At 33.9% G+C, this 26,256-nt stretch carries 25 protein-coding genes; 4 read left to right on the forward strand and 21 right to left on the reverse strand.

The genetic code is table 11. The features are described 5' to 3' along the window. Nucleotides 1-15: 15 nt before the first annotated feature. Together DFQ03_RS07655 and DFQ03_RS07660 are read left to right on the forward strand one after the other, a co-directional pair. Nucleotides 16-1,287: an MATE family efflux transporter gene (locus DFQ03_RS07655; protein WP_133672572.1), complete on the forward strand. Its 1,272-nt coding sequence runs from the start codon at nt 16-18 to the stop codon at nt 1,285-1,287. 49 nt (nt 1,288-1,336) lie between these two features. Then, complete coding sequence (locus tag DFQ03_RS07660) at nt 1,337-2,566, forward strand: glycosyltransferase (RefSeq protein WP_133672573.1); 1,230 nt, start codon at nt 1,337-1,339, stop codon at nt 2,564-2,566. A gap of 115 nt (nt 2,567-2,681) precedes the next feature. Here the strand turns inward: DFQ03_RS07660 and DFQ03_RS07665 are convergent, their stop codons facing one another. From DFQ03_RS07665 to DFQ03_RS07675, 3 genes are read right to left on the reverse strand one after another with little or no spacing between them, the layout of a single operon-like run. Beyond that, nucleotides 2,682-4,220 (reverse strand): cellulase family glycosylhydrolase, encoded by a 1,539-nt coding sequence (locus tag DFQ03_RS07665; RefSeq protein WP_133672574.1) that lies wholly within the window; start codon nt 4,218-4,220, stop codon nt 2,682-2,684. After that, the gene (locus tag DFQ03_RS07670) at nt 4,201-5,448 is read right to left on the reverse strand and encodes a hypothetical protein (protein WP_133672575.1); all 1,248 of its coding nucleotides are present in this window, start codon (nt 5,446-5,448) and stop codon (nt 4,201-4,203) included. Before DFQ03_RS07670 ends, DFQ03_RS07665 begins: the two co-directional genes overlap by 20 nt. A 1-nt stretch (nt 5,449) precedes the next feature. Next, a complete protein-coding gene (locus DFQ03_RS07675; protein ID WP_133672576.1) occupies nt 5,450-8,539 on the reverse strand; it encodes a hypothetical protein in 3,090 nt (1,029 codons plus the stop codon). 286 nt (nt 8,540-8,825) lie between these two features. On the opposite strand from DFQ03_RS07675, the gene DFQ03_RS07680 reads away from it, so the two are divergent. Together DFQ03_RS07680 and DFQ03_RS07685 are read left to right on the forward strand one after the other, a co-directional pair. Further along, complete coding sequence (locus tag DFQ03_RS07680) at nt 8,826-9,992, forward strand: glycosyltransferase (protein WP_133672577.1); 1,167 nt, start codon at nt 8,826-8,828, stop codon at nt 9,990-9,992. Between the two features lie 136 nt (nt 9,993-10,128). Beyond that, the gene (locus DFQ03_RS07685) at nt 10,129-12,357 is read left to right on the forward strand and encodes an FUSC family protein (protein ID WP_133672578.1); all 2,229 of its coding nucleotides are present in this window, start codon (nt 10,129-10,131) and stop codon (nt 12,355-12,357) included. 10 nt (nt 12,358-12,367) lie between these two features. On the opposite strand, the gene DFQ03_RS07690 is transcribed toward DFQ03_RS07685, so the two are convergent. The 18 genes from DFQ03_RS07690 to DFQ03_RS07775 all read right to left on the reverse strand — a co-directional run bounded on the left by DFQ03_RS07690 (nt 12,368) and on the right by DFQ03_RS07775 (nt 26,237). After that, entirely contained in the window at nt 12,368-13,096 is a 729-nt protein-coding gene (locus DFQ03_RS07690) for a hypothetical protein (RefSeq protein ID WP_133672579.1), read from the reverse strand. A 242-nt stretch (nt 13,097-13,338) separates the two neighbouring features. Continuing rightward, nucleotides 13,339-13,986: a hypothetical protein gene (locus DFQ03_RS07695; RefSeq protein ID WP_133672580.1), complete on the reverse strand. Its 648-nt coding sequence runs from the start codon at nt 13,984-13,986 to the stop codon at nt 13,339-13,341. Nucleotides 13,987-13,995: 9 nt separating this feature from the next. After that, nucleotides 13,996-14,439 (reverse strand): DUF1569 domain-containing protein, encoded by a 444-nt coding sequence (locus DFQ03_RS07700; protein ID WP_133672581.1) that lies wholly within the window; start codon nt 14,437-14,439, stop codon nt 13,996-13,998. A gap of 101 nt (nt 14,440-14,540) precedes the next feature. Beyond that, nucleotides 14,541-15,119: a Crp/Fnr family transcriptional regulator gene (locus DFQ03_RS07705; RefSeq protein ID WP_133672582.1), complete on the reverse strand. Its 579-nt coding sequence runs from the start codon at nt 15,117-15,119 to the stop codon at nt 14,541-14,543. Nucleotides 15,120-15,218: 99 nt separating this feature from the next. Then, nucleotides 15,219-16,169 (reverse strand): NAD-dependent epimerase/dehydratase family protein, encoded by a 951-nt coding sequence (locus DFQ03_RS07710; RefSeq protein ID WP_133672583.1) that lies wholly within the window; start codon nt 16,167-16,169, stop codon nt 15,219-15,221. 9 nt (nt 16,170-16,178) lie between these two features. Then, nucleotides 16,179-16,598 (reverse strand): DUF2147 domain-containing protein, encoded by a 420-nt coding sequence (locus DFQ03_RS07715; RefSeq protein ID WP_133672584.1) that lies wholly within the window; start codon nt 16,596-16,598, stop codon nt 16,179-16,181. A 251-nt stretch (nt 16,599-16,849) separates the two neighbouring features. Further along, nucleotides 16,850-17,368 (reverse strand): PaaI family thioesterase, encoded by a 519-nt coding sequence (locus tag DFQ03_RS07720; protein WP_133672585.1) that lies wholly within the window; start codon nt 17,366-17,368, stop codon nt 16,850-16,852. A 168-nt stretch (nt 17,369-17,536) separates the two neighbouring features. After that, nucleotides 17,537-18,511, reverse strand: coding sequence for a bile acid:sodium symporter family protein (locus tag DFQ03_RS07725; protein WP_133672586.1), 975 nt, complete (start codon nt 18,509-18,511; stop codon nt 17,537-17,539). Nucleotides 18,512-18,819: 308 nt separating this feature from the next. After that, nucleotides 18,820-19,083 carry a hypothetical protein gene (locus DFQ03_RS07730; RefSeq protein ID WP_133672587.1) on the reverse strand — a complete coding sequence of 88 codons (264 nt, stop codon included), beginning with the start codon at nt 19,081-19,083 and terminating at the stop codon, nt 18,820-18,822. Between the two features lie 123 nt (nt 19,084-19,206). Continuing rightward, nucleotides 19,207-19,821, reverse strand: coding sequence for an HD domain-containing protein (locus DFQ03_RS07735; RefSeq protein WP_133672588.1), 615 nt, complete (start codon nt 19,819-19,821; stop codon nt 19,207-19,209). Nucleotides 19,822-19,946: 125 nt separating this feature from the next. Then, on the reverse strand, nt 19,947-21,191 hold the full coding sequence (locus DFQ03_RS07740) for a mechanosensitive ion channel family protein (RefSeq protein ID WP_133672589.1): 1,245 nt from the start codon (nt 21,189-21,191) through the stop codon (nt 19,947-19,949). Between the two features lie 74 nt (nt 21,192-21,265). Then, entirely contained in the window at nt 21,266-22,114 is an 849-nt protein-coding gene (locus DFQ03_RS07745) for a universal stress protein (protein ID WP_133672590.1), read from the reverse strand. Between the two features lie 59 nt (nt 22,115-22,173). After that, nucleotides 22,174-22,566: a hypothetical protein gene (locus DFQ03_RS07750; protein WP_133672591.1), complete on the reverse strand. Its 393-nt coding sequence runs from the start codon at nt 22,564-22,566 to the stop codon at nt 22,174-22,176. Next, nucleotides 22,563-22,982, reverse strand: coding sequence for a GreA/GreB family elongation factor (locus DFQ03_RS07755; protein WP_133672592.1), 420 nt, complete (start codon nt 22,980-22,982; stop codon nt 22,563-22,565). The genes DFQ03_RS07750 and DFQ03_RS07755 overlap by 4 nt, the downstream gene beginning before the upstream one ends. 171 nt (nt 22,983-23,153) lie before the next feature. Next, complete coding sequence (locus DFQ03_RS07760; protein ID WP_133672593.1) at nt 23,154-24,443, reverse strand: Glu/Leu/Phe/Val family dehydrogenase; 1,290 nt, start codon at nt 24,441-24,443, stop codon at nt 23,154-23,156. 229 nt (nt 24,444-24,672) lie between these two features. Then, nucleotides 24,673-25,302 (reverse strand): MCP four helix bundle domain-containing protein, encoded by a 630-nt coding sequence (locus DFQ03_RS07765; protein ID WP_133672594.1) that lies wholly within the window; start codon nt 25,300-25,302, stop codon nt 24,673-24,675. A gap of 111 nt (nt 25,303-25,413) precedes the next feature. Continuing rightward, the gene (locus DFQ03_RS07770) at nt 25,414-25,773 is read right to left on the reverse strand and encodes a hypothetical protein (RefSeq protein WP_133672595.1); all 360 of its coding nucleotides are present in this window, start codon (nt 25,771-25,773) and stop codon (nt 25,414-25,416) included. 17 nt (nt 25,774-25,790) lie between these two features. Further along, a complete protein-coding gene (locus DFQ03_RS07775) occupies nt 25,791-26,237 on the reverse strand; it encodes a GreA/GreB family elongation factor (protein ID WP_133672596.1) in 447 nt (148 codons plus the stop codon). Between the last annotated feature and the right edge of the window lie 19 nt (nt 26,238-26,256).

Consider the following 26,256-nt stretch of genomic DNA (forward strand, 5'->3'; position numbering starts at 1 on the left):
AACCCTATCAAAATCATGACAGCAATTAAATTGGCTTTAAAGCGGATCTCCTCTAAACATTTGTTTATGGGCAGTGCTGTGCTGGTAAATGGTGGTAACTATTTATACAACTTACTCTTAGGCAGACTACTTGGTCCTGAGGCATTTGCCGATGCCGCCCTATTGGTAACATTACTTTTAGTGTTGTCTTTTGTTGGTATGACTTTTCAATTAGCGACCACAAAATTTGCTGTGCTATTTACAGGTTACACGTGGGTCGCTTTTAAGAATACCATGTATAGATATGCATTGGTATTCGGTGTCTTTACCGGTATTTTGGTTCTCATTTTTTCGAAAAATCTACAAGAACTTTTTAATACGCAGAATCATTACATGTTCATGATTTTTGCTGTTGCCATACCCTTATACTTTGTTATGAGTGTTAACAGAGGTAGGTTTCAAGGAAAGCATGATTTCGGAAAATTGGCAGGTACCTACCAAACTGAAATGTGGAGTAGGTTATTGATCACTTTTGCCTTGCTGTTATTGCTACCCTTTGAACCGGGAATCTTAATTGCGGCAGGTATTGCACTTTCTTTTGTATTCGGACTTTTTCCGTCAGATTTTAAAGGAGTTCAGGTTTTTTCAAAAGACAAATTAGCTGCGGTAGATTTAAAACAAGTCTGGATTTTTATCGGTCTTACGGCGGGTTATGAACTTACCCAGATTATTATAAACAATAGCGATATTCTGTTGGTCAAGCATTATTTCGATGATAAACAAGCAGGCTTGTATTCATCATTGGCATTGATCGGTAGGGTAGTGTACTTTGTGGCTTGGATGTTTGTAATGCTGTTAATGCCTACGGTAATTCAAAAACAAAAAGACGGCGAGCCTACGGCTCCTGTACTCTTTAAGTATGTATTCTTTATTGGTGGTTTATCGACCTTCATAGTTTTTGTATGCTTTCTGTTTCCGAATTTGATTATTACGTTAATGTTCGGTGATGCCTATTTATCTATTGCACATCTGCTTTGGAAGTATGCCTTGGCGACATCACTATTCGCAGTCTCTAATATTTTTGCTTATTACTTTCTTTCGTTAAATCAATATTCACCTGTAATATTATCAGGTTTATTGGGTTTCTCTCAAGTAGTACTAATCATGCTATATCACGATAATCTTGAAACCGTAGTTCACATGCAAATCATTGCCATGGTCATATTATTGGTAGCACAGTTATTATTTTTTATCATCAAGAATAAAAAGGATTCATCAGCCTTAAAAGAACAAAATAATTTGGTTTAGCACGACTATGCCGACACAAAACAACCCTATTTAATAAAATTTAGCTCAAATGAAATTAGCAATCGTAACCGCCTATCCGCCTAGTAAAGTAACTTTAACAGAGTATGGCTATTACTTGGTAAAACACTTTAGACTTCAAGAAGAAGTGACCGAATTAATTCTGATTACTGATCGAACCGATGAACCTAAAGACTTAAACTTTGAAGAGAACGGTTGTAAGATTACGGTGAAAGAATGTTGGAGCTTTAATAGTTACAGCAATATATTTAGTATTAGTAAGACTATTTCGCAAACAAAGCCAGATGCCGTTTTGTTCAATCTACAGTTTTTAAAATTCGGAGATAAGAAAATACCGGCTGCACTTGGGTTGATGCTTCCTTTTATTTGCAAGTCTAAGGGTATACCAACTATTTCATTATTACATAACATTTTAGAACAAGTTGATTTAGAGAATGCAGGCTTTACTAAAAACAAGCTGTTACAAAGTATCTATAATTTTATAGGTACGACATTGACCAAGTTTGTATTAGCTTCAGATATACTTGCCGTTACTATTAGTAAATATGTGACTACACTTGAAGATAAGTACAAGGTTAAGAATGTAGCTTTAATTCCGCATGGTGCTTTTGAAACTCCGCCAGAGCCCGATTTTAAACTTCCGGCAGGTCCAAAACAGGTAATGGCTTTCGGTAAGTTCGGTACGTATAAAAAAGTAGAAATACTTATTGAGGCCGTAGAAGAAATTAGAGCTCGAACCAATGAAGATATAGAAATTGTTATCGCGGGTACAGACAGCCCAAATACCCCTGGTTACTTAGAAGAAATGAAGCAGAAATATAGCCATGTACCTCAAATCAGGTATACCGGTTATGTAGCAGAAGAAGATGTGCCGAAAATATTTGGTGCTAGTGCTGTAACTGTTTTTCCTTATACTTCTACCACCGGTAGTTCTGGGGTTTTACACCAAGCTGGTAGTTATGGTAACGCTGTTGCCTTACCAGATTTAGGTGACTTAAGTGTTTTAGTAAAGGAAGAAGGTTATGTAGGCGAGTTTTTTGATGCTCATGATACTTCATCTCTAGCAAACGCCATTGAGAAAATTATTACCGATGATACTTATAGAATACAATTGGCGAAACAAAATTATAAAGCGGCATGTTCATTACCAATGTCTGCCATTACACAAATGTATATAGATTACTTTAAGGCAATCCAGAAATCGAAAGAAAGCGGTTTCAATATTGATATATCAACTATGGAGAAGAAATTGGTTCATTAAGAATCGATATGGTTAGTATTTGAAGGCTGGTGTGGTAACCAGCCTTTTTTTATGCCTATTATTTAGATTCTTAAAATGGAAGTCGATAGGTTAGAAATAAAGTGGAATACTTACGCTATTTTTTAATCGCCAGTTCGTAATACGCTGGTTTTTTATTTCCTAATGAATCTATACAACCGAAGAAGTGTTGCTTTTTGGTTTTCCAAGGTAAGCTGCCTGCTACAGAGCTAGGTACTTTTTCAAAGTCATACAGCGTCCAAAACAAAAAAGGTATGTTCTCTTTTTCTAAATAGCCCTGCATCTCTTTATAATAAGCTGCTTGTTTTTCATCAGAGCCTAAGAATAAACTCCACATACCGCCATAAGAAGAGTCTCCATATTCCTGTAAAACAATGGGCTTGTTGGGCGTTAAATACCGCAGAATCTTATAGGACTCCAAAAAGTATTCTGGCTTTTTATAATAATGGAAAGAAATAAAATCAACTTCATTTGATAGGTGCAATGCCGCTTCGGGGTTAGACCATCCAATAGTTATTGGGTTCTTTTTATCCCATTTTTTAATTTCTAACATCATTTGATTCAACCATTGAATTACATTGCTCTTACCTCGTGATTCAAAATCTAGGTCCGGTTCATTTTTAATATCCCAACCCAAGAGGGCAGGGTGGTCTTTAACCGCATTTACAATCGCTTCTGCATGTCTGTGGGTTAGTGTCCAGTTAGAAATATCATAATCCCCATAAAAATCAAATAAAGTGATTAGAACATCTAATTCGTGGTCTTTTGCCTTATCTAAGAGTTTGTTGAGAAGTGTAAGCTTTTTGGTATCGACCCTGTTTTTTCCAAAATCCTCATATTGAATAAATACCCTAATGGTATTTAAACCCATATCTTGAATTATTTGAAAATCTTGATTGATAATGGTGTCATTGAACCTTTTACCAAAAGTATCCCAAGGAGAATCTTTTGGGTAATAATTAATACCTTTTTGATTTTTGATCTTTTCAAGCTTTGTAGCAATGTTTCGTTCAACTACTTTAGTAGTATCTAGCAGATTTGGTATTTCTTTTAAATGTCTAATACGCCAAAACCCGTCTTCTAAAAGCATCATTACTTGATAGCTGGTAGTATCTTTTTCTTTAAGAATTAGTGTTTCACCTTCATACGTTTCTTGGTATTCTTCAACATTATAATCTTTAAATACGACCATGGTACCATCTGCCGTATAAAAATCTAATGCGGGATTATGGTTTAAAGTGGTGCGTTTATACCAGTGGTTGTTTTTTTTGTTGAGGTCAATATTATCGTAAAGTCTAACTCTTGCGCTATCGGTGTAAAAATCTTCAATACCGTAACGGTCATTTTTCTTGAACGCAATATTTCGAACGTGCCATGCATTCATATAATCGTTGGTAATTTCGCCTAATGCTTGTTCTTCCATTGGTCGCCCTGGGTTATCTAAGTCAGACCATTCTAGATTTGGTTTATACACATCATCCATCGGTACTTCTAAATGCAACATTGAAGTTTTATCTGCACCGGTATTCATAAATGACCATGCAGCTCCTATTCCATATAGAATAAGTCCGTTTATAGCTAAAAACGTAACTATCAATACGGTTCTGTATAATGTTTTATTTAACTGTATCGCCATTTATACTTTTTGTAAATTCTTTTGTGATACCTGCAGCATTTATTTTAAATAAGTACTCGCCATCTGGTAAAAAATACTCCCCTAAGAAAATATTACAAACTCCGCTTTTTGTGGTGGTTATCTTAGACTCAATAAAATTACCTTCGGTATCATAAACCTCTAGTTTTAATAGGAGTCCGTCAGGAATAAGCTGTTTCATAAAACTCTCGAACGGACCAATATCTATATTTCTGTTTCCTTTTGAAAAATGAACGGGATAATCTTTTATAGCAGCTTTAAACTCAAATTCTGTAGTATTACTTTCTGCAGCACCAGTTACAAATGCTTGTATTTCCCATGATGCAGCTTTATCTGGGTGCAAGGTTTTCGCTTCGGCAATACCGTTTATAGTGGTACCTATTGTGTACAGATAAGAGTTATCTTCATTTTTAATGACAAAGGTTACTAATGTACCATTGGTGACCACATTACCAAATTCATCTTTTATAATATCTGATGTAAACGTTACAATTTGATTGCCATCTGCAAAGTTATGCGCACTAGAACTACTGATGTTAAAGTTGACCGCATTCGCAGGATAAACAATTGTTGCCAGTTCTTTTGAAGTAGTACCGTTACATTCTGATGTTACTAATATCCTCCCTGATTTTAAGGTAGATGCCACATTGTACCAAGCTATAAAGCTTTCTGTAGTTATTTTTTGCTCGTCTATATTCTCTAAAAATTGATATTTAACAGTTACCTCGGTACCATCATCTACGGGGTTGTCATAAGCGTCGGTGGGTGATATGGTTAGCATTGAGAAATCATTTCTGCCCGCGGTAACACTACGCGGTCCAAAATACGATTCTACATATGTTGCTTTCGGTGCATTTGTTGTAATTGAATGTTTGCCATTGTGTAGGGTTTCTCCATTTGATAATAACTTCCACCGAAACGGACCGGCAATTCTAGTAAAGTTTTTAGGGATGTTGAAAGTGATGTTTTTATCAGTTGAGTTTTTAGGATTCAGTAAAACATTACCATAAGCATTTTTTACTTGTAGTTTGTAATTTGCATTCGGTTGATCTGTGTTAAAAGCTAAGGTAATTGCCTCGCCCGCTATACTAGTATTCTTTGACGTAATAAAGGTTGTATTTGGGGTGTTCGTTTCCTTTGGTTGTTCTTCCTCTTTACTAGAACAACCAAGTAGTACAAGACTTAAAATCATTAAAATTTTAACGCGCATACTATTTAGGATTACCGATGTAACTGTTAATCTCAAACTTTATGTATTCATATCCTTTTCCTTTAAAAGGCTGTGCCTGCTTCATGCCATGCGTCAATTTTCTATTGGGGAATAATTTATCGGCTATGGCTTTATTAGGCGAACCGTTTACAAAACAATTTTCTAAACTACTGCTTACAACCGCTAAACTATCAAGATCTAAAGGTTTGTAATTGAAAAACTGCTTACGCTGTATTCGCACCCCTTCGGTTATAAACTTATGATCTACCCAAAGTAACTTGCCCTCTGCATCGTAATACGAGATTATAAGTTGAGGTATAGTCACTTCTTGCACACCTGAATTGAACAATACACCATTGAAACCTTGTTCTGTGTAAACCAAATCTTGTAAAGCAACATGCTTATATAAGTCAGTATTTGCCGTATTACCTGCTGATTGCAAGTTGAATTTAGTAGGTTGTTCTTCGAAACTAATAGGTGTAAACTGGTCAGGATCAAAAGTAGGGGGTAGGGTATCTTTGGTAGACGACCATGCAATACCTTCAAAGTTAATTTTGAACGTTGTCGTTTCTTTTGGCATCAACTTATGTTTAATTTGATGCTTGGCGTTATAATTCGCCAACTCCTTGTTATCATCATTATACAAGGTTGCTTTAATTACAATATCTGCTGGTGTATTGTCGACATTTTGTAATTCACCTATAATGCTATATTGTCCTTTATATTTTACCAGTTTAGCACTTAGGATTTCAAGAACAGGCTGTTTTAATACATCTTCATGATAGGTTTCTTGAGTCGTAATTTTTCGTCTACCGTGGTTATAATAGGTTGTGCCGTTTGAGGTGAAAAGTTGATCTGGTGGTATGTCATTATCTACTTTTAATGATTTAATGTACCACTTATTTTTTCGTTTTATCAGTTCGTGGTGGTCATTGTTGAATACATTTTCTAAAGGGGTAATCCACCTTGTTGATACTTTGGCTTTTGCACTATTTTCGGTTTTATCGTAAATTTCTATACCTAACGAATCTAGTTTTGCATACGAACTTAAAATACCATCGGTCACAGATACCTCTAACATATACTGGGCAATGTCTATGTTTTGCTCTGGATCTATATACGAATGTGCTCTAGAGAATTCTTTAAAATCTAAGGCATCATAATAAGATTCTACAACATTGTTCGGCGATAATTGAGTAACATTTTTTACGTAAAATATATACATGCCATAGCCCATACATATCAGTACTAGTAAAGCCCACCAATGTGAAAAGGTTAAAAGTTTAGACGAGAATTTATTGTACGGTAGTTCTAACTTCATAAAAGAATGAACCGGAACTTTTCTAGACTTTAATAGCCGCACCCAAATCATCTGAATGTTCACAAATATGGCTATTAGTACTGTCGAAAGCGGAATTATACCCCACATAATTTTCATTATGGTAGGTACATCTTGCTTAGGCATTATTTGTGGTATGGGTGCCACATTAAGTTTCTCCCAAACCATAATGCCATTTTCTAATTGTTGTAGACGTTGCCAGCCACAGTAGTAGAGTATGGGGTCGTAGAATTTATCGTTCGAGAAAATGTACTTTAAATTATATTTTTCGGGTACGGTCAAAAATTGCTGTAATGATCCTATACCCTCAACACCCCTAAACTTTGAATTTTCTATGCGTTCGATCGCTCTAGTGGTCAATTCTGGCAATCGCCTTGCAGAGTGGTAATTTCCATCGACTGTCATCGCACCTGTCTGTGCAGAAAGCCAAGCCATTTGATCACCAAAACCAAGTGGTAAATACCGCCAAGAATCATGCGAATCAGCCCCTAGAAAGTTGACAATAGGCAGCATTTTAATTTTAGCGGGCTGCGAGGGTCTAAAATAGCCCAAGGTCATGGTAAATAGTACCATAAACAACATTCCGCCTGCAATCAACCCACCTAAGACCCTATGATAAACTCCGCCGAATCTTTTTTGAATCAACGCTTTTAAATCTCCTTCAACCATCCGGTAGGCGAACTCTGCGAATATAGGGAGCGCCATAATGGTTGCCCATAATGTAAACCTATCCAATGTAAGAATATTGAAGGCCATTTCTCCCAACATCATACGTGGAATAGGGGTCGTGCCACCTGTTCCTAAAATCGTTAAAAGCCCAAAAGATAATCCGAAAAATACATATCTTTTACTAAAATATCTGTAAAAAAAGTAGGGGAGAATAAATAGAAATACTCCCCACGGAATTATGAAGAACACGAGCCCGGACGAGGTTATTTCTAAAAAATTATCTCGTGACCCATGTGGTATGGCTACTTGGGTTATAGGGTTTCTTTTTGAGTTATACCAGTACGGAAAAATACAGAATACAAGTAAAAATATTGCCGTACCACCAAACTTCGCTATGCGCCAAAAGTGTTGTAAGGTAGTGCCCCAGAATACCTTAAATGTAAGCGCTTTGTAAGATGCTACTTTTTCTCTAGAAGCATCCATAACCGCCATACCCATTAAAGGTGCGATGAAAAAGACCATACCAAAAAGCGGCGTTACATGATGCGAAGTAACCGTTACCGCAAGCATAGTCGCCGATGTTATAAAATAACGTGTTTTGCCTGTTTTGATCCACAGGTATATTTCGGTCATAGAATGCAGTAAAATTGATAGTGCCGAGATACTGGGTAACTGTCCGAAAATATGTAAGGTTTCGACAAAAGTTGATGAGAAAACTGCCATAACAGCCCCGTAGCCTGCTATTCTACGGCTACCGGTCATTAAAAGAGTATACCTATATGCACCGGTAATAAAGAGCACAATAGCTATTAATGCCACCGTGTACATACCGAATTTTAAACCGCCTATGTACGAAAGTATACCAATAAGTTGATGTACTAATGGCGGATAGGACTGTACAGTAAAGCCTGTATACCATCTATATTCCCACGGATCAAACCAACTATTGGCATAATGATCGGCGAAAAATAAATGAATTAATGCGTCGTAAGTAGATTCTAACGTAAAGAAGATAGCAGAACCGTGAAAAGCAAGCCCTACGATTAAAGCTAATATTAAGAGGGTGTTGGTTTTTTTTTCCAAAGGTTAGATTAGAATCAAATTCTATATAAAGGTATTAAATATATGAGATGATCAATACAATAAAAAGGGTTTAGTTGAAATTTTAATAATAGAATACCTACAATATGCTGTTCTGTTATTATTAAATTATGAAAATCTAAAGATCAAACGTTTTCAAAACCAGAGATTATCGAATGTTATAAACCTCTCGTCTACAGTAAACTGTTACCCATCTTGGTCTTTTCAAATTTTAGGGCTTGACAAGTAAATTTGTCAATGTAAACTATAAATAACCAAAATCTAACATATGAAAATTCTAGCCATAGATGATCAAAAACTTATTCTTCTTTCTGTTGAAAAACGATTATCAGAATTAGGTTATGAAGTGCAAACCGCCAATTCAATTGAATCTGGTATACAACTATTTAACTTTTTTAAACCGGATTTGGTTTTACTAGATATGAATATGCCAGAAATGTCTGGTACAGAATTGGTTTCATGTACCGGTACAGAAGTGGTGAAATATATTCGCCTATTTATGAAAAATGATACGCCCATTCTTGTAATGTCTGGAAATACAGATGAAAATCTAATTATGCAGAATTTTAATTTAGGGGTTAACGATTACCTGAAAAAACCGGTAAGTCTAGATGAAATGGCTGCTAGAATAAAAAGAATAATAGGTGCGCCTGAAAATAAGGGAGTGGTTACTGCGAAAAAATCTGATACACGTATTCTTCAGAAGAATTGTGTAGGTGTCGTAATACCTTGTTATAATGAAGAAGAGCGACTTTTAAGTGAAGAATTTAAACAATTTGCACATAAGAATCTTGGGTATCATTTGTGCTTTGTAAATGATGGTAGTACAGATAATACGTTGTCAGTGCTTCAGAAATTAAAAAAAGATAATCCCGATAATATTAGTATTTATAATTGTAAGCAAAATGGAGGAAAAGCCGAAGCTGTAAGACAAGGCATGCTGCATCTTGTAAAGGATCAACAATTAGATTATATAGGATTTTTAGATGCCGATTTATCGACAGATTTTAGAGATTTTGATGATTTGGTAAAAACAATTGAAAGCTCAGATTTTAAAATCGTAAGTGGTTCTCGAATCGAAAGAATGGGCGCTAACATCACTAAAGAATCTGCTCGTAAGCTAATTAGTATGACGATTAATTTGATCATTCAAACTATTTTAGGAATGCCCTTTAAAGACACCCAATGTGGTGCAAAGGTGATGGATCGTGAAATTGCCTCTAAAATGTTTAAAAAGAAATTCGTTACCAAATGGCTTTTCGATGTTGAGCTATTCATGAGAATGAAAAAGTACTTTGGTAAAACAGCCGTAAAAAGCATGATTTGCGAACAACCTTTAAAAAGGTGGATTCACGCAAATGGGTCTAAACTTTCAATGAAAGACTCTGTTAAAATTGTAGGTCAACTAGCCCAAATCGCTGTTCATTATAGATAATTATACTGAAAATTTAGGTTAACCTTTTTTAAGATGTAGAAAAGTGTTGAGATTACATTATCTCAGCACTTTTTGTTTTTATATAGTCAATACCGCTTCGCTCCAAAGTGTATCTTTGTACCTGATTCTATAGGTGTTGAACAAAATTCAAAATTTTATTTCTGTTTCTATTAATGAACTGCTGCAATATTTGCGTAGTACTAATTTTTCAAAATCGGTGCTTACCGTAGTTGCGGTTATTACACCTTTGTCCATTGGTATTTCTACTGGCTATACTGAAATTGGTGTGGCGATATGTTTTGGTGCTTTTTGGTGTAATCCTAGTGATGTTAATGGTAGTCTTAAGCATAAGGTCTACGGTATTTTATTCTCTGCAGCCTTGGTTATGGTAGTGAGTTTTATAGGGGGGTATGTTCATTATTCACCCTGGCTATCTTTGATAATCTTAGGGGTGACCAGCTTCGCCATTTCTTTGATTTCATCTTATGGATTTAGAGCTTCGCTCATCAGTTTTTCAGGATTATTGGCGCTGATTCTAAGCTTTGCCCATACTCCGGATAAGTTAAAAATTTATGAATATTCGTTGTTGGTTGGTCTAGGCGGACTCTGGTATTTGGCAGTATCTCTTCTTTGGTATAAGATAAATCCGAAGGGTCAGACCGAAGAAATATTATATGAAACCATTGGTCGAACCGGTAAACTTTTAATGAAACGTGGGCAGCTGATTGATGAACAATCCAATAGAAAAAAACTGCAGCAAGGGCTGTTTCTAATTCAAAGCGAGCTTACAGAACAACATGATACGTTACGTGAAATTCTTATTTTATCTCGTAAAAATTCTGGTAGGTCTACATATAATGGTAAGCGTGTTCTGGTATTGGTGCAATTAATAGAAATGTTAGAAACTGCAGGGGCGAATCCGGTAAATTATACGAAGATGGATGAGCAGTTTAAATTATATCCAAAATTTATCAAGTTGTTTCAAAGCTTGACTTTTGAGATGGCCAATCAACTGCAATTAATTTCTGAAATTGGTAATAAGCCTAGTAAAATGCCAAAGCATGATGCGCTAACAAAACATTTTGAAGAATTGCGAATTAAGATTTCAGAGCTTGGGACTGTAAAAGAGGCTAAAGCTTACGAAGCTTTTATTATGTTTCAGAATTTGTTAGAGTATCAAGAAAAGCAATTCGACAAACTTAAAAGAATGAAGTGGCTGCTGAGTGATCACGATGTAGCTTCAGAAGAATTTATTGATAAAGAGATTTTAAAACGTTTCTTGATTTCTCAAGATTATAGTCCACGTATTTTAGTAAGAAACTTAAGCTTTAGGTCTACCATTTTTAAGCATTCATTACGTATGGCGGTCACCCTGATGATCGGATTTGTATTAGGTAATGTATTCGCTTTTCAGAATCCGTATTGGATTCTTTTAACCATTATTTTGATTATGAGACCTAATTATGGTCTTACTAAAGCTCGCTCTAAAGACAGAATCATTGGTACAATTATTGGCGGAGTCATCGCCACGGTCATTGTTTATTTAGTACAAGATGTTTATGTATATGCTACGTTGGCATTGATTTCGTTTGTGATTGCACTTTCAATGCTACAGAAAAACTATAAAGCATCTGCCATATATGTTACGCTTAGTATTGTATTTATTTACGGAATATTGCAACCAGATGTTATGGCGGTAATTCAATACCGAATTGTTGATACTCTTCTAGGTGCAGGATTGTCGTATTTAGGATTTCTATTTTTATGGCCCAGCTGGAGCTTTCAAGAAATACAAAAAGATGTTACCAAAAGTGTTGAAGCCAATAAAGTGTACTTAGCTAAGATTGCAGATTTTTATATTCACAAAGGTAGTGTACCTACCAGCTACCGTCTTGCCCGTAAGAATGCATTTTTAGAGACTTCCAACTTAAGTTCAGCTTTTCAGAGAATGACACAAGAACCACATTCTAAACAGAAGAATCTGAATAAGATTTATGAGTTGGTAGAGTTGAACCATAACTTTTTATCATCTCTGGCATCATTAAGTATTTATATACAACACCATACTACCACAGAGGCGTCAGAACGTTTTAATAGCATTGTTTTTAAGATAGATGAAAACCTTGGTTTGGTAATACAAGCGCTTTCTAATAGTATTGCTATTGGCGATGAGCCAAATTTTGAAGAGGTAGGTTCGTTTGAAAAACAATTGCCCAAGTTCGAATCTGAAAATGTGAATTTAAATGCAGCAGATAATAGTACGCTAAAACGAAATCATCAAGAAGAACAACTTATTTGGGAACAATTGCGTTGGTTGTATTCATTAAGCTCTACGATGTTGAAATTGACTATTAGTTTGAAATAATAATTTTAATTTATTCTTTAGGTGATTGTAGTTCTTTAAACGCTACACTATTTCTTTCTAAATAAGCCCAAATTTGATCCATACTTCCAGCATTAGATAGTTCGTTAAAATCTGGTTGAGAAAGGCAGTAGGTGAGAAAACCATTGACTTTAGATTTTGGAATATCAAAGCTTTCTGCTATCGTTCGTTTTGAAAATTTATTAATGATTTCTTTTTCCAATTTCATGTTTTCATCGCGTTCAACCATTTCTTCTAAATATTTGGTTCTGCCAGAGACTTTGTTCATGATTTTGTGTGTGTTGACCTTAACACTCAAACCAACGTAACTCAAAATTTCATTTAGCCTACCATACTCATCCATTGTTTGTAGACTTACATACTTTCCTCGATCTGCTTCTAATAGCAACCGCTCACTTTGGGTCATTTTATTTAAGCTAGCATTTGGTAAGCCTAACGATGCAGAAGTAACCGCTTTTTTAAGTGCCAGTCTATCTATATCTAAATTAATATCTCCAGTTAAATTATAGGGGGTAACCGTAACTTCTTTTAAATCGATAATATTTTCAATTAGGTCGACAACTATTAATTTAGCACTCAAAACATTTTCTGTTATGAGAATTTCTTTGGGCAAGTATTGAACAGCAGAAATACGCAGAGAATCTTTTAATTTGGCTTCGATACTAAATAAACCGAACGAATCTGTAATGGTTGAGTTCTTTGTATTTAAGTTGATGATCAAAACATTTGATACATCATTTTAGCGCTCGTTATTTTACCTTTTATAAGTGTTGGTCTGTCTTGACCAAAACTTGTAAAAGAGGTTAATATGATAAGAATAGAAAAGCGCAAATATTGCCGCAATAGATATATTTTGCTCTAAATATAAATGGTCTTTTTTCAAGAAAGTAGAATATTGAGTTAAATGTTATATGCTGATTGTAAATGATTTATTACCAATTTTCCTGCTAGTTAGTATCCTTTTTATTTTTGGCTATTGTAATTTATGGTGTCTTTAATCAATAAAATGTGAGACAAATAAACTAGAGGGACTATACAGGTAGGTAAAAAGCAATATGGAAATTGAAAAAGAGCCACATTCGGTTGCTCAAATGCAAATTGCTGAATGGGTAAAGGAGAAGATAAAATTGCTATGATAACAATAAAAGATAGAAACAGCAGTCCTATGTAATTCCAAACTATGAAAGATTTACGTGCCACCGTGTTGTTTTTTACAAGTTCATATATAAAAATAGTACCTGCGGATATCCCGATTAAAACATCAAAATTCCAACCTGAGAATGTCATAATTTCTGGAACCTGACTTTCTATGTAAAGTGCATAAAGGCATAGTTCTACAGGGATTCTAACAATGTGAATTCCTATTAAAAAATTTCTTTTCAATTTGCTGACGGTGATCATCCTTAAACACAAAACAGATAATAGAATAGTAGCGACGATAGCCATTGGGAATAATTGGGGCTTTTCTTTAAAGACTTCAAAGTAGGACAGAAGCCCTATTAGTAACTGCCAAACAATAAAAATAAGTACTAGCCTTAAGTCTTTTCCTGTTCCAATATAAAACAAGGATAAGGTCAATAGTGTAATAAATAAAAATATAGCTTCTAGCATAACATTTAATTATCTACCAAATTGCTTTAAATGGTGGTCAGAATGTTTATAAACAAATATGCCAATTTCGTTGTTAGTCATTTTTCCAAAAAACGGATGAATGAAGTTTGAATTTGAATAACCGTGATAACCGTTTAGTAAACTAATCCACTTTTGCTTTTCGCTATCGAAATCTCCTGATCCAGATATTTTAAATTCAGGATGAGTAGGCTGATTTTTCTTCATCGGAAGCTCATTTTTCATGATTCCCTTCAATGTCATTCCGCCAAATAATTTGCCGATGAAGAGTCTTTTATATTGCTTTTTACCTTGAAACATTTCTTCGCCCAACGTACAATGTTTTAGCATTTGATATGCGTCCATTTTACCCCATTTTGCGGTGTCCGATTCTTTCAGGGTTTGAATTCGTTCAATTAATTCGCTATTAGTGTTCTTATTGAAAATTGTTTTCATAAAGTGTTTTTATATTTTTTGCCTTTTGAATAGCTGTGGTTATAAAGACAAATATATATGGCACTTTCCACTAAAAAATTGCCCTATGGCAAAAACGGACTTTACGATGCTATTTCTTTCCGAATACGACTTAATGAATATTTGGTAATGCCCAAAAACGTGGCTAAATGCTGTAGCGAAACGTTTTTAATAACGTGTGGTTTCTCTTGTAATAATCTTAGATAGCGTTCTTTTGCTTCATCTGCTATAAATGATACACGCTGATTCTTAAGGGCAAAATAAGAACCAACAAGCTTTTTTCTACCTTGTTCTCTAAAGGATTCTATGCTCTGAAATAGTTCTTGAAAAGTATCAAAATCTAATTGCCAACATTCAATGTTGGTCAAAGCTTGTATATTTTCACGGGTAGGATTGCGAAGAAAAAATGAAGACCAATCTATTGCAATATCGCCCTGACCATAAAAATCTGTAGTAATATCGTTGCCTTTTGTGTCGTTTACAAATGAACGGGCAAATCCACTTTCTATAAACCAATAGTGGTTTTCAATTATGCCTTCTTTTAATAGATATTCATTTTTAGAGAAATTTACTTTTTTGAAATTAGGAATAATCAATTCCAGTTCTTTTTTTGTGAAAGTATTTGGTGAGAATATATTCTTTAGAAAGTGTTCGTCTTGCATTTTAAATGTTCGATTTTAAAATAATTAATGCTGATGTATTCTCATTAATATTTTTCTAAACTACTTATAATTTGCCTCTAACACATTACTTGATTTATATTATTTTGTTGACTTTCGGTTAAGTATGATAGTGTCATTTTTTATCTGTTCAATACCTTCTCGATAAGTGGTGACCGTAAAATCTGGGAATCGTTTTTTAAACTTGGTGGAGACGAATATGTTATCGCGCTTATACCTAGGTAATAGTTCTTGTAATTCTTTCATTTGTGTATTGAAAATACCACCTATTTTAAAAGCAATTTTTGGAACTACAGTATATTCAAATTGTTTGCCATAAACCTTAGTAATCAAAGCAATAAACTGTTTGTAGGTAAGTCGAAAATCATCGCAAGGTAGATGCCATGTTTGATTATAAGTATCGGGCATGTTGCCAATTAAAGCCATTGCTTTACTGGCATCTGGTGTCCATATTAGAGTTCTTAATGTAGTATCACTTATGAATACCTTTAATTTTTTATTGTTTTTAATATTGTCAAAAATGATGGCGTTGGTGATGCTCTGTGTTTTGCCAGGACCATAAAATTCTGGCGCTCTACAAATAACTGCTTCTAGATTATTTGAATTTATTTCATCTAAAAGCATATTGGTAATTTCTGCTCTTACTCTACCTTTTTGCCCTACAGGCGCAAATTGGCTTTCTTCGGTTAAAGGAGTATCATTTTGTGCATACATGTAGGTGTTATCAAAGAACACCAGTTTTGTTTGGTGTTTTTTGCATGCATGTATTACATTTCGCATCATTATAGGAAATTGGTTCACCCACATTTTGGTATTCATTGGTAGACCAACAGTTAGGTATGCAATTTCACTTCCCTTTACAGCTTCTTCGGTTTTTTGTTTGTCTAATAAGTTGGCAGAAAAAAGCACGTCGGTTTCATTAACCTTTTTAGGGTTTCTACTGACCAGTCTTATATTTGAAGTATACTTCTTCTTTAACTCTTTCGCTAACTCAATTGCGATTTGACCGTTAGCCCCAAGTATCGTTTGCATTGCTGTTTTCTATTTCTTTCTTATCCAGTATTGGGTTCTTCCTAATAACGAAAATCCTAAATAACCTCTTACTTTCAATTTGTTAGGTTCTTCTAGTTCTAAGTAGCACTTATATTCTTTACCGTTTTCAGGATCTAAAATTGTACCGTCGTTATATTCATCACCGTCTTTCTTGATGTCTTCAATGATTACTAGACCTTTTATTTTTTGTCCTTTTTTTGAGCCCTTACAGTTGTCGCAAACCTTGTTTTCATCACTTTTATAACTATTCACTATTTTGGCGAAATAAGTATCGTTGGTTTTGTAAATTTCAATAAGAGCTTTTTTCTCGTTAGTTTCGTCGTCATAGGTTTCCCATTGCCCAGTAATTGTTTGCCCGTAGCTAATGAAGCTTACTGTCATTAGTAATAGTGCGAATAAATTTTTCATGATTGAATACTATTTTTTATTGTTAAAAGATGTTTTACCCTCTTTTGTTATTGAATAGTTGAGTAAAAGGGAGTAAAAAATAAAGATACTATTTCTACGAATATTCATAGCCATTGAACATTTATTGCATTAAAAATTCAACTAGAACTTTAAGAATTTATAAGTTTTACGCAAATGGATTTCAACTGTTTATAATTGGTAAGCGTAAATTCAACTTTTATGAATATTTTACTTAACTAGCCAAAGGCCATTTATTTTTTCTTACGCTTCTGTTTAAAATATTCTTTGTCAGCTATGTAGATGGTCTTTTTAACCTCGCAAAAAACTTGGGTTTTATCTTTATTTGTGAGCTGAGTAATTTTTATAATATCTATTTCTTTGTTTTCAGCTACCTGCTCTCTAATTCCCATAAGTTCTTTCTCGGTAAAATTGAAATCTGCAAACAGGTTTTCTTTCGCCGGTTTTTTGAAGAAGATTTCGGCAGATTTGTCCCAAACTACATAATCATTACCCATAATACTTAATAACTGAATCATTGGTATTGGGTCTACGGCAGAGAATAAACTACCACCAAAAATAGAATTTACGTAATTTTTATTTTTATACGATAACGGTAATTTAATTCTTACGTGTAATAAATCTTCTGATACCTCAATTATCTTTGCAGTACTTCGTTTGTACATTGGTGATAGATTAAAGCCATATTTAAAAATGGTATTTTTCTTTAAAAATTTTGAGGCTAAGGCTTCAACTTTCTGATAAACTGACATATTCTTTTTATTGATTTTTAAATAGACTTAACAGGTGTACACCTAAAATTGATAAAAGCATATGAATTATTTTGATGATAAATAGTATCTATGTACAGCAATTTTAGTGCTAGCTTTAATTTCTAATCTCTTTAGAAATTAAAAAGGGCAATAATAATAATTTAACTATTAAAATTCTTCTAAATTTCGAATCGATAATTTTGAGGCCATTACACTAATTATTAGTATTTGTATGGCATGAAATAACATGAGCGGTAATAAGATGATACCAATAGATGCTATATTGCCAAATAGTATTTTAGAAAAAACGGTTCCATGTACCAACGATTTTTTAGTACCGCAAAATTGGGCGGTAATTTGGTCTTCTTTATTGAGGTGTAGTTTTCTTGATATTAATTTAGCGAGATAAAAGACAGTTGAAAACAAGAAAATGACACCGATTAATATGAAAAGTAAATCTAATATAGAAACAGCACTAAAAATATTTTTTTCAAAAGATTTACTAAAGCTTTTATAAATAATCAATAAAATAATCGATTTATCGAACAGCGTAATTTTACTATTATGTTTTTGTACAAAAGAACCAAAGAAGCGATGTAAAAGAAGCCCTGTTATTACAGGTATTATTATTTGAACGATTAGTTTAATGTAAATATCTTTAAAATCGAAGTCGGTTTGTAAATCACTTACAAAATACCCCATCCATAAAGGAGTAAGAGCAATACCTATAATGCCAGAAATACTGGCGTTAAATATTGCTGCAGGAATATTCCCTTTTGCTAATGAGACCATAAGTACTGAAGATGATACTGTAGATGGTAGGGCAGCCAAAAAAAAGAAACCCAACCAAATGTGTTGTTGTTCTTCATTTTGAATAAATGGATGTAATAGTAAAACCAATAATGGAAAAAGCAAAAATGTAGACCCTTGCACCAACAAATGTAGTTTCCAATTTTTGAGCCCCTGCTTTAATTTATCGGGACTTAACTTGAGTCCGTAAAAAAAGAAAATAAGTGAAATACCAATACTACTAATCGTATTTAATGGAAATTTACTTTCTTCTGTTCCCCACTGTGGAAATAAGTATGCTAATACTATTGCAATAATTATAAAAAAAACAAACTTATCAATCTTCAATTTCATGAATATTGTTTAGGGCAAATAATTGAATTTTATATAGGTTAATAAGAGACTTTCCTAAATGGAATGCATTTGTTCAAAATTAGTATTACCCTTTTGTAGCAGAAACAAAATCTCCTTTTTTTATATATTCAATTGAAGCCATTTAAAATGGCTATTATCTTTCTTCTGTACTCAGTTTCTTGATGTGATTAGTATATTGTAATACTCTTAAATTTCACAAAATAAAGGTCTTTATTGTATTATTTGTTCATTTTTAGAACTTACTACTAGATTGTGATTTCGGTTTGATTTAGGTAAAAAGTTTTATTTCAAATACCACGTTTCTTCAAGAGCGCTTCTAATTCTTTGTTTTTATTTGAATTACCAACTATTCGATAAATAAAATAGATGGGAAATAATAATGGAATAAGAATCGAGTAATTTTTCCCATAAATCGATGAAACAACCGCTATAACTATTATACTAGCAAGAAATCCGATTAAAAATGCATTTATAGTTTTTGTTTTCTTCAGTTTCTTTTTTTTAACTACCAACTCTTCATCAGTTAATTCTGAAAGATTATTCTTTTTCATTTCTAGTATCTTTTAATTTTAGAAGATTTTACCTTAGGCTACAAATTTCAGTTTCAATAGTTCAAGATAAGAATCGCTACTCAAGCCTAATAGTTTTGAAAAGTATAATTTAGCGTTTCTTAATTATAGCGATTGCAGCTCTTGTTGTAAGTTTTGCTTAGCTTGTGTTTCAAATTTATTATAAAAAAAGTCTGTTTTAAATATTCTATCCATTGAGAGAAAATGATTTAGAACTTTTTTGCGTCCAGAATTATACATAAAGGTGGGGTAGATACCATATTCTTTTCTAACATTTTTGAAATATAAAGAATATGTTTCCCAACTCTGTCCTAGTACCGAAAGGTCGGCATCTATAAAATAGTTGGTGTCACTGTCGATTGATTTACTATGCGATTTGGTAGCCAAAATTTGTTTTTTACATTGTTCTATAATCTCATTTGAAACAGAAATTTTTTTCATACGTTTTTCAGCAAGTTCAGCACTTTTTTCTTCATTGTTAGATTTTGTTGAACTATAAATTATATCGTGGTAGTAGAGTGTAAATAAGATGGTTTCCCAGTTTTTTATTTCTCGCTTTACAATAGTTAATTGAGAATGTAAATTGTCAAGGTGCTGTAAGGTATGATAATGTCTTTTTTTGCTTGAATAGTTTTTCTCGATTTCTGCCCATAGTACGTTCATCAAATCCTTATCGGCAGTATATTTTGTCATAAGTTTTATGAATGTTTCTCTAAGCATACTTGTCTTTTTATAGCTGCCAATGCAAACATATTATACGGTATATCTACCCAAGAAAGATACAATTTTAAACTAAAGCCAACTTGTCTAGTTGATTTAAAAATAAATCTAGAAAATACGAAAAATCAAGAAGTAGCAATCGGTAAAGGTATTTCATATACCTGTAAATCAAAATAGGGTAGGGCGGCTAGTAGATGGTCAAAAATATCTGCCATTACGTACTCGTAATTTTCCCAGCGTTTGTCTGAGCTAAAAGCATATACTTCTAGCGGAATACCCTGTGGGGTTGGTGCTAATTGACGCACCATTAAGGTCATACCTTTATTTACGGCAGAATGGTTCTCTAAATAATCGTTCACGTATTTTCTAAACACACCAATATTCGTCAAATTTCTACCATTTATAGCAAGCTCTTTATTGATATTATTTGCTGTATTATAAGTATTAATTTGCTCTGATTTTGAATTTAAATAGGGCTGAATTAATTGTATTTTTTGAAATTCTTCAATATCGGCATCCGACAGAAAACGAATGCTTTTTTGATTAATGATCAAAGCTCGCTTAATACGTCTTCCGCCAGATTCTTGCATTCCTCGCCAGTTCTGAAATGAATCTGATATTAGGGCATAGGTTGGTATTGTGGTAATGGTTTTATCAAAATTTTGAACTTTTACCGTGGCCAAAGAAATATCAATTACATCACCATCGGCACCGAATTTGTCAAAACTGATCCAATCGCCAATACGAACCATATCATTAATGCTTACTTGAATACTTGCAACCAGACCTAGAATAGAATCTTTAAAAATTAATAATACTACGGCTGAACCTGCACCAAGAGCGGTGAAGAACTTCCAAACCTGTATTTCTGTTATAATGGCGAAAATGGTGAAAATACCCACCACCCAGGCGAAGATCATAAATACCTGTATGTAACTGCCCATAGGTTTATCTCTAAACCTAGGCTTGGTCTTTAAATAATCATTGATACTTGTAAATACACTTTTAACAACATAGAGCGTAAGAACTACGAACAGTACACTTAAAAATTTTAAAACTATTTTTTCGGCATAGTCAAAACCTATAAACCCAAAAGGAACCAATTCTACCAGTATGCTTAAAGGAATAATATGGGCAATGTACCTTGGGACTTTATTAGCTACTAGAAAATTATCAAAGTTAGTTTTAGACTTTCGGGCTAGTTTAATTGATACTGAGCGTAACACTTTCCAAATTATAAGATCTAAGAAATATGCAAGAACTAAAGCAAGAACTAATAAAACGGCAAGGTTCAAATACGAGGCCGCGGTTTCATTTAGACCACCTTCTACAAGGTAGTTATATAGTATTCGGTTAAATCCGTCGTTCATAATCCTTGTTCATCTTTGCGATACAAAGGTACGATATGCAACAGCTAGAAACGACGAATATATACTTAAAAGGCTTATTTAGCATGTAGCGCCAATACCGGCACGTTGGCATAGTAGCCCAATTTGCTTAGCGATAGTTTACCAAAACCAAGACGCTCCCAGAACGACGGTTTTTTATCTACATAACTGATCATGTTAGAGGCTCTAATCTCAACAAAGCAACTTAAGGCAATTGCCATTTTTACATTGCGTAGCGAATTAAATTTGTATTCTACATCTTTAAGCTGACTTCGAACAAATACCTTATTTCTTCTTTGAGAGAAGCTCAGTTTATTCGGTTGTGTAAGACTTAATACCTGAATACAGGCATCACTTAATTTGGCTATTTCAACCAGGTATTTAATTTCAGATGATTTTATTTTAGTATTGAAATTCGTAGTTAATACAATTTCTTTTGGGTGATTAAAATCTACTTTTGATGGTACCACCAAAATGGGGCATTTTCTAATTTGTTTTAAAATCTCAAGAGTTTGTCTACCATACGATTCTCCGGTCTTGTTAGTAATGCCTTTGGCACCCATAACAATCATTTTAAAATGAATTTTTTCATTCAAAGTCTTAATGGCATCTAAAAGCAATGTAGATTCTGATACTACATGAAACTCGTGATTTTCATTATTTTTTAATCTAGATAATTGTATCAAAATATCACCTAAGCCTTGTCTAGCTCTTAATTCAGATAATTTATTAAAGGCTTCATCGGGATCTAATAATGTTAAACTATCTAAGCCATGGGTTTCTTTAGAATGGGCATGCAAAATGTAAAAAGTGCATTTTTTTTCTTCAAAGAGTTTTATAGCGTACTGTATTGCGTTCCATGAGTTCTTCGAAAAATCTGTTGGTAATAGTATTCTATTTTCCATGACGGTATGTTTTAGCCTTTTTGATTAGGTTTGGTTTGCAAAGGCAGTTTCTAATTCACTTAACTTCTTGCATTAATTAGTACTTGTGATAATATTTTAAGTTTCAGAATTCTGTAATTTTCAATTAACGCCAGGTAAGCATCTCTCTTCTTTTCATGATGGTTTAGATAATAGGCATCACATGCTACAGTGTCACATTCTATAGATTTGCTCACAGCATTATCATATCGGTAAAGTGCAGCCAACATCAATGCATTTTCTCTACGTATGCCATGTAATTCTTGGTACAATTTCGAACTATGGATCATGCTGTCTTCAATATCTAGATAGAATTCGATTTCCTTATTTAAAAACTCAAGCTCATCTGTCCAGTTATTAATTTCTAATCGATCTTTTTTCATCATGATTCTTTTGTCCGATTCATGCGGATAAAAATGTTTAGATGCGATCATAGTACCATATTTATGTTCATATATTCATTCTCTTGTTCTACTTTTTCTATGGTTAGTTTTTGTTCTCCGGATGGAAATTCCCAAACGATGGCATCACCTTCGCTATACCCAATAACTGCTGCACCCATTGGTGTGAGTATAGATATTTTGTCATTTTTAATATCGCTGTCCGTAGGCATCACCAACTTAAATTTTTTATGCCACCCGTTTTCAGATACGATAGTAACCGTGGTGTTAAACCGAATAACATCTTCGTACATTTCTGATGCATCGCAGATAATTGCAGTTTCTAATTCACCGACCAGTTTTTTTACCGATTTGCGTAACGTATCATCTTTATAGTACCCAGATAGGTTCATAAACCTTTTAAGTACCACGTATTCTTTTTTCTCTATAACCAGATTACCGTACTTCATTTTCTAATTGTTTTATTGAGATATGAGTTTAAAAGTATAGTTCATTGCTATTGTAAGCGCAGCCGATAATACTGTCGAGTTTATAAAAAAGAAATCGACCGCGCTCATTATAGCAGTATTTAATACATACTTTTTAAAATCATTATCTGTGTTTAAATTCTGTATTATTTATCATGGAAAAATGCCACGTTGTACATAGGCCTCTTCCAATCTTTCAATGGCTATTATAAATGCTGCCGTACGCATGTCAACTTTTCTCTTTTTCGATGTTTCTATAACAGTGGTAAAAGACTCTTTCATTTTCTTTTCTAATTTTACCATTACTTCATCTAAAGTCCATATTTCGCCATTACGGTTCTGCAACCACTCAAAATAACTACCGATCACTCCGCCAGAGTTACACAAAATGTCAGGTATAATATCGATGCCTTTTTTTAATAGAATTTCTTCGGCATCTACATCTGTTGGTCCGTTAGCACCTTCAGCAATTAAATAGGCTTTTATCTTACTGGCATTTTTTGGTGTAATCTGGTTACCTAATGCAGCCGGTATACAGATATCACAGTCTAAAGAGAAGAAATCTTTATTGTCCAAAGTTCTTGCTTTTGCATACCCTAGTATACTACCCTTATTACTTTGTGTGTAGGTAAGCAGCTCATCAACATTAATACCCTCTTCATTTACAATACTGCCATAGGCATCTTGTACTGCCGTTAAAATGGCACCTTCGCTCACTAAGAAATAGGCTGCCCAATAGCCAACATTACCAAAACCTTGTACTATAAATTTTTTGTCCTTTAAATCTACATTATGACTTTCTGCCCAGAATTTAATGGTTAGAAATACACCATAACCTGTAGCTCTATCACGACCTTTTGAGCCACCTGCACCTATAGGTTTGCCTGTAACTACGTGCATGTTGGTAGATCGTTCTGCAGGTGCTTTGGTAGACATGTAGGTGTCAAGAATCCAAGCCATTGTCTGCGGATTGGTATTTACATCTGGAGCAGGAATATCTAACTCAGGACCAATATTATCGCCTAACGCATAAGTGAATCTTCTGGTTATACGCTCTAATTCAGAATTAGAATACTTGTTTGGGTCTAATTGAATACCACCCTTTGCACCACCATAGGGCAAACCTGCTAAAGAGGTTTTCCAGGTCATCCACATTGCCAATGCTTTCGCGGCATCGATATCAACGGTAGGGTGGTAGCGTAGTCCGCCTTTATATGGTCCAAGCGCATTGTTATGCTGAACACGGTAACCAGTAAAAATTTCAACCTCGTCATTATCCATTCGCACAGGAAAATGAACAACTATTTCATTATTGGTCACCTCTAATATTTTTCGAATATTGGTGTTTAGTTCAATAATGTCTGCGGCATTATCAAATTGTCGCATTACATTTTCAAGCATACCTTGTTTAGGAGCTTTTTTAGATGCTACTTTTGCTATCATTATATTTAGTTTAAGACTAATTCTCTTTTAAGTTCTTTACTTGCCATTTCATTAGAAATGATCAATATAGGTTCATTGGTGATGTCTACTACATGTACATATTCACTGCACGAAACAATTGAATTTTTATCATTTGTTAAAGAGCAAAATGTCACGTAGGTGCAGGTAGAGCATATGCTCCGCATATAATTTTTCATCGCGCTTATATTAAAATGTTTGCGTAATATTTTTAATGATCCAAAACAGGTAGTTTTGTTTTCAAGGGATAAAAGATTAAAGCCAATAAGGCAAGTCCGATAGCTATTAAAAAGCCTAACTCTAATTTAGACATTAGTATTTTGGTGTCTAGGGTTTTGTTAGAACGCTGTGTCATTTGCCTACTCTCTTCAAGCTGTATACGTGCTAGCACATTTAAATTTTGATTTATTTGTTCTAAGGTTTTCAATGATAATACATGAACACCACTTCTTAAATTGTCTTTGGACTGCATTACTTTTTTTTCAGACTTTTTAAGCTTATCGAATTGTAAAGTCAATTCGTTCAATGTATTATATTCTTTGGTAGTTAATTTTGTTAGGGCAAAGTTTGAAAGTAATTTTTCCGTTTTTTTATTTTCATCTGTTACTAGGGCAAAATCTCCTTCGGTAATAAATCGAATTTTCTTTTGGTTAAAAATGTTGCTTAATTGGTATATATAATCTTGAACCTTAATTCTGTCTTCGTAGACTGAATTTACCGTGTTCTGCAATGTTGAGAAGTGTCTTTGGTACAATCTATTAGAACCCAACACCAATAAAAATGCGATAGCTAGTATAAAGCCAGCTTGCATTCTATGCGGTGTTTTAAGTTTTTTAAACATGAGTTCTGTCTTAATTAAATTATTTTTTTAGGAAATCCACTTGGTTGTTTCTTAATAAATCAGCCAACTTATTTATAGAGACCAAGTGGATTATCAATCAACTAAAAAAAATTATAGAGCTTGTAATTCACCAGAGTTAATGGCTTCTTTGAAATCTGCGGTTACTACGGTGTGACTGTTAAAGAAGCGACCACCATCATTTCTTTTGATTTTAATTTCGGTTGTACCGTCTTTTTTCTCTTTTACCGCGGTTACAACAACTTCTTCGCCATGGGCACGCCTATAATTGGCAATGCCACCGCGTTTAATAATGAAATTTTCTCTAGGGAAATCTATATGCTTGAACTTGTTCGTCTCTGGTTTTCCTATTTCAAAAACATCACCAACATTTACATTGGATGGTGTGTTTGTATTGTCTTGTGCATGTAACATGCTTGCTGAAAATAAAAGGGCTATTGCATATTTTATCATAACTGAATATTTTAGAATTAATAAATTTTTACTTTTTTGGTCTCAATAACTTTGGTAGCGTTTTTGTTGGCTGAGTTTGGTTGGGTTACTTTGGTAATTGTCAATGACACTAGGTCTCCTGGTAGTCCGTAAGAAATTTTATCTCCTACGGCACGTCCAATGACCGATGCGCCTAAACTGCTGATAACAGAAATTTTATTCTTTTTTATATCTACTTCGTCAGGAGGCACTATTTGGAATGTTTGCCGAATGCCAGATGCTCCGCTAACTTTAATAATAGCGTTGATAGTGATAATATCGAACGGAATATCTTCGTCATTTAAACACATAGCAATAGTCATATGTTGACCAAGAAGCTCCAGCACATTTTTGTGTGCATAATCTTCAATGGTTAGATTCTTTTCTTGAAATTTTTTAATGCTCAAGAATTCACTTTCTTCAAAAACGAGACTACCGTATTTCATCTGTTGCCTTTTAATGATT

The sequence above is a fragment of the Maribacter caenipelagi genome (genome assembly GCF_004364175.1).
Classification (GTDB): domain Bacteria; phylum Bacteroidota; class Bacteroidia; order Flavobacteriales; family Flavobacteriaceae; genus Maribacter; species Maribacter caenipelagi.

Excerpts from the sequence above, each read along its gene's own strand:
- DFQ03_RS07655 (WP_133672572.1), top strand. The coding sequence starts at position 16 with ATGACAGCAATTAAATTGGCTTTAAAGCGGATCTCCTCTAAACATTTG.
- DFQ03_RS07660 (WP_133672573.1), top strand. The coding sequence starts at position 1,337 with ATGAAATTAGCAATCGTAACCGCCTATCCGCCTAGTAAAGTAACTTTA.
- DFQ03_RS07665 (WP_133672574.1), bottom strand. The coding sequence starts at position 4,220 with ATGGCGATACAGTTAAATAAAACATTATACAGAACCGTATTGATAGTT.
- DFQ03_RS07670 (WP_133672575.1), bottom strand. The coding sequence starts at position 5,448 with ATGCGCGTTAAAATTTTAATGATTTTAAGTCTTGTACTACTTGGTTGT.
- DFQ03_RS07680 (WP_133672577.1), top strand. The coding sequence starts at position 8,826 with ATGAAAATTCTAGCCATAGATGATCAAAAACTTATTCTTCTTTCTGTT.
- DFQ03_RS07695 (WP_133672580.1), bottom strand. The coding sequence starts at position 13,986 with ATGCTAGAAGCTATATTTTTATTTATTACACTATTGACCTTATCCTTG.
- DFQ03_RS07700 (WP_133672581.1), bottom strand. The coding sequence starts at position 14,439 with ATGAAAACAATTTTCAATAAGAACACTAATAGCGAATTAATTGAACGA.
- DFQ03_RS07705 (WP_133672582.1), bottom strand. The coding sequence starts at position 15,119 with ATGCAAGACGAACACTTTCTAAAGAATATATTCTCACCAAATACTTTC.
- DFQ03_RS07710 (WP_133672583.1), bottom strand. The coding sequence starts at position 16,169 with ATGCAAACGATACTTGGGGCTAACGGTCAAATCGCAATTGAGTTAGCG.
- DFQ03_RS07715 (WP_133672584.1), bottom strand. The coding sequence starts at position 16,598 with ATGAAAAATTTATTCGCACTATTACTAATGACAGTAAGCTTCATTAGC.
- DFQ03_RS07720 (WP_133672585.1), bottom strand. The coding sequence starts at position 17,368 with ATGTCAGTTTATCAGAAAGTTGAAGCCTTAGCCTCAAAATTTTTAAAG.
- DFQ03_RS07725 (WP_133672586.1), bottom strand. The coding sequence starts at position 18,511 with ATGAAATTGAAGATTGATAAGTTTGTTTTTTTTATAATTATTGCAATA.
- DFQ03_RS07730 (WP_133672587.1), bottom strand. The coding sequence starts at position 19,083 with ATGAAAAAGAATAATCTTTCAGAATTAACTGATGAAGAGTTGGTAGTT.
- DFQ03_RS07735 (WP_133672588.1), bottom strand. The coding sequence starts at position 19,821 with ATGCTTAGAGAAACATTCATAAAACTTATGACAAAATATACTGCCGAT.
- DFQ03_RS07740 (WP_133672589.1), bottom strand. The coding sequence starts at position 21,191 with ATGAACGACGGATTTAACCGAATACTATATAACTACCTTGTAGAAGGT.
- DFQ03_RS07745 (WP_133672590.1), bottom strand. The coding sequence starts at position 22,114 with ATGGAAAATAGAATACTATTACCAACAGATTTTTCGAAGAACTCATGG.
- DFQ03_RS07750 (WP_133672591.1), bottom strand. The coding sequence starts at position 22,566 with ATGATCGCATCTAAACATTTTTATCCGCATGAATCGGACAAAAGAATC.
- DFQ03_RS07755 (WP_133672592.1), bottom strand. The coding sequence starts at position 22,982 with ATGAAGTACGGTAATCTGGTTATAGAGAAAAAAGAATACGTGGTACTT.
- DFQ03_RS07760 (WP_133672593.1), bottom strand. The coding sequence starts at position 24,443 with ATGATAGCAAAAGTAGCATCTAAAAAAGCTCCTAAACAAGGTATGCTT.
- DFQ03_RS07765 (WP_133672594.1), bottom strand. The coding sequence starts at position 25,302 with ATGTTTAAAAAACTTAAAACACCGCATAGAATGCAAGCTGGCTTTATA.
- DFQ03_RS07770 (WP_133672595.1), bottom strand. The coding sequence starts at position 25,773 with ATGATAAAATATGCAATAGCCCTTTTATTTTCAGCAAGCATGTTACAT.
- DFQ03_RS07775 (WP_133672596.1), bottom strand. The coding sequence starts at position 26,237 with ATGAAATACGGTAGTCTCGTTTTTGAAGAAAGTGAATTCTTGAGCATT.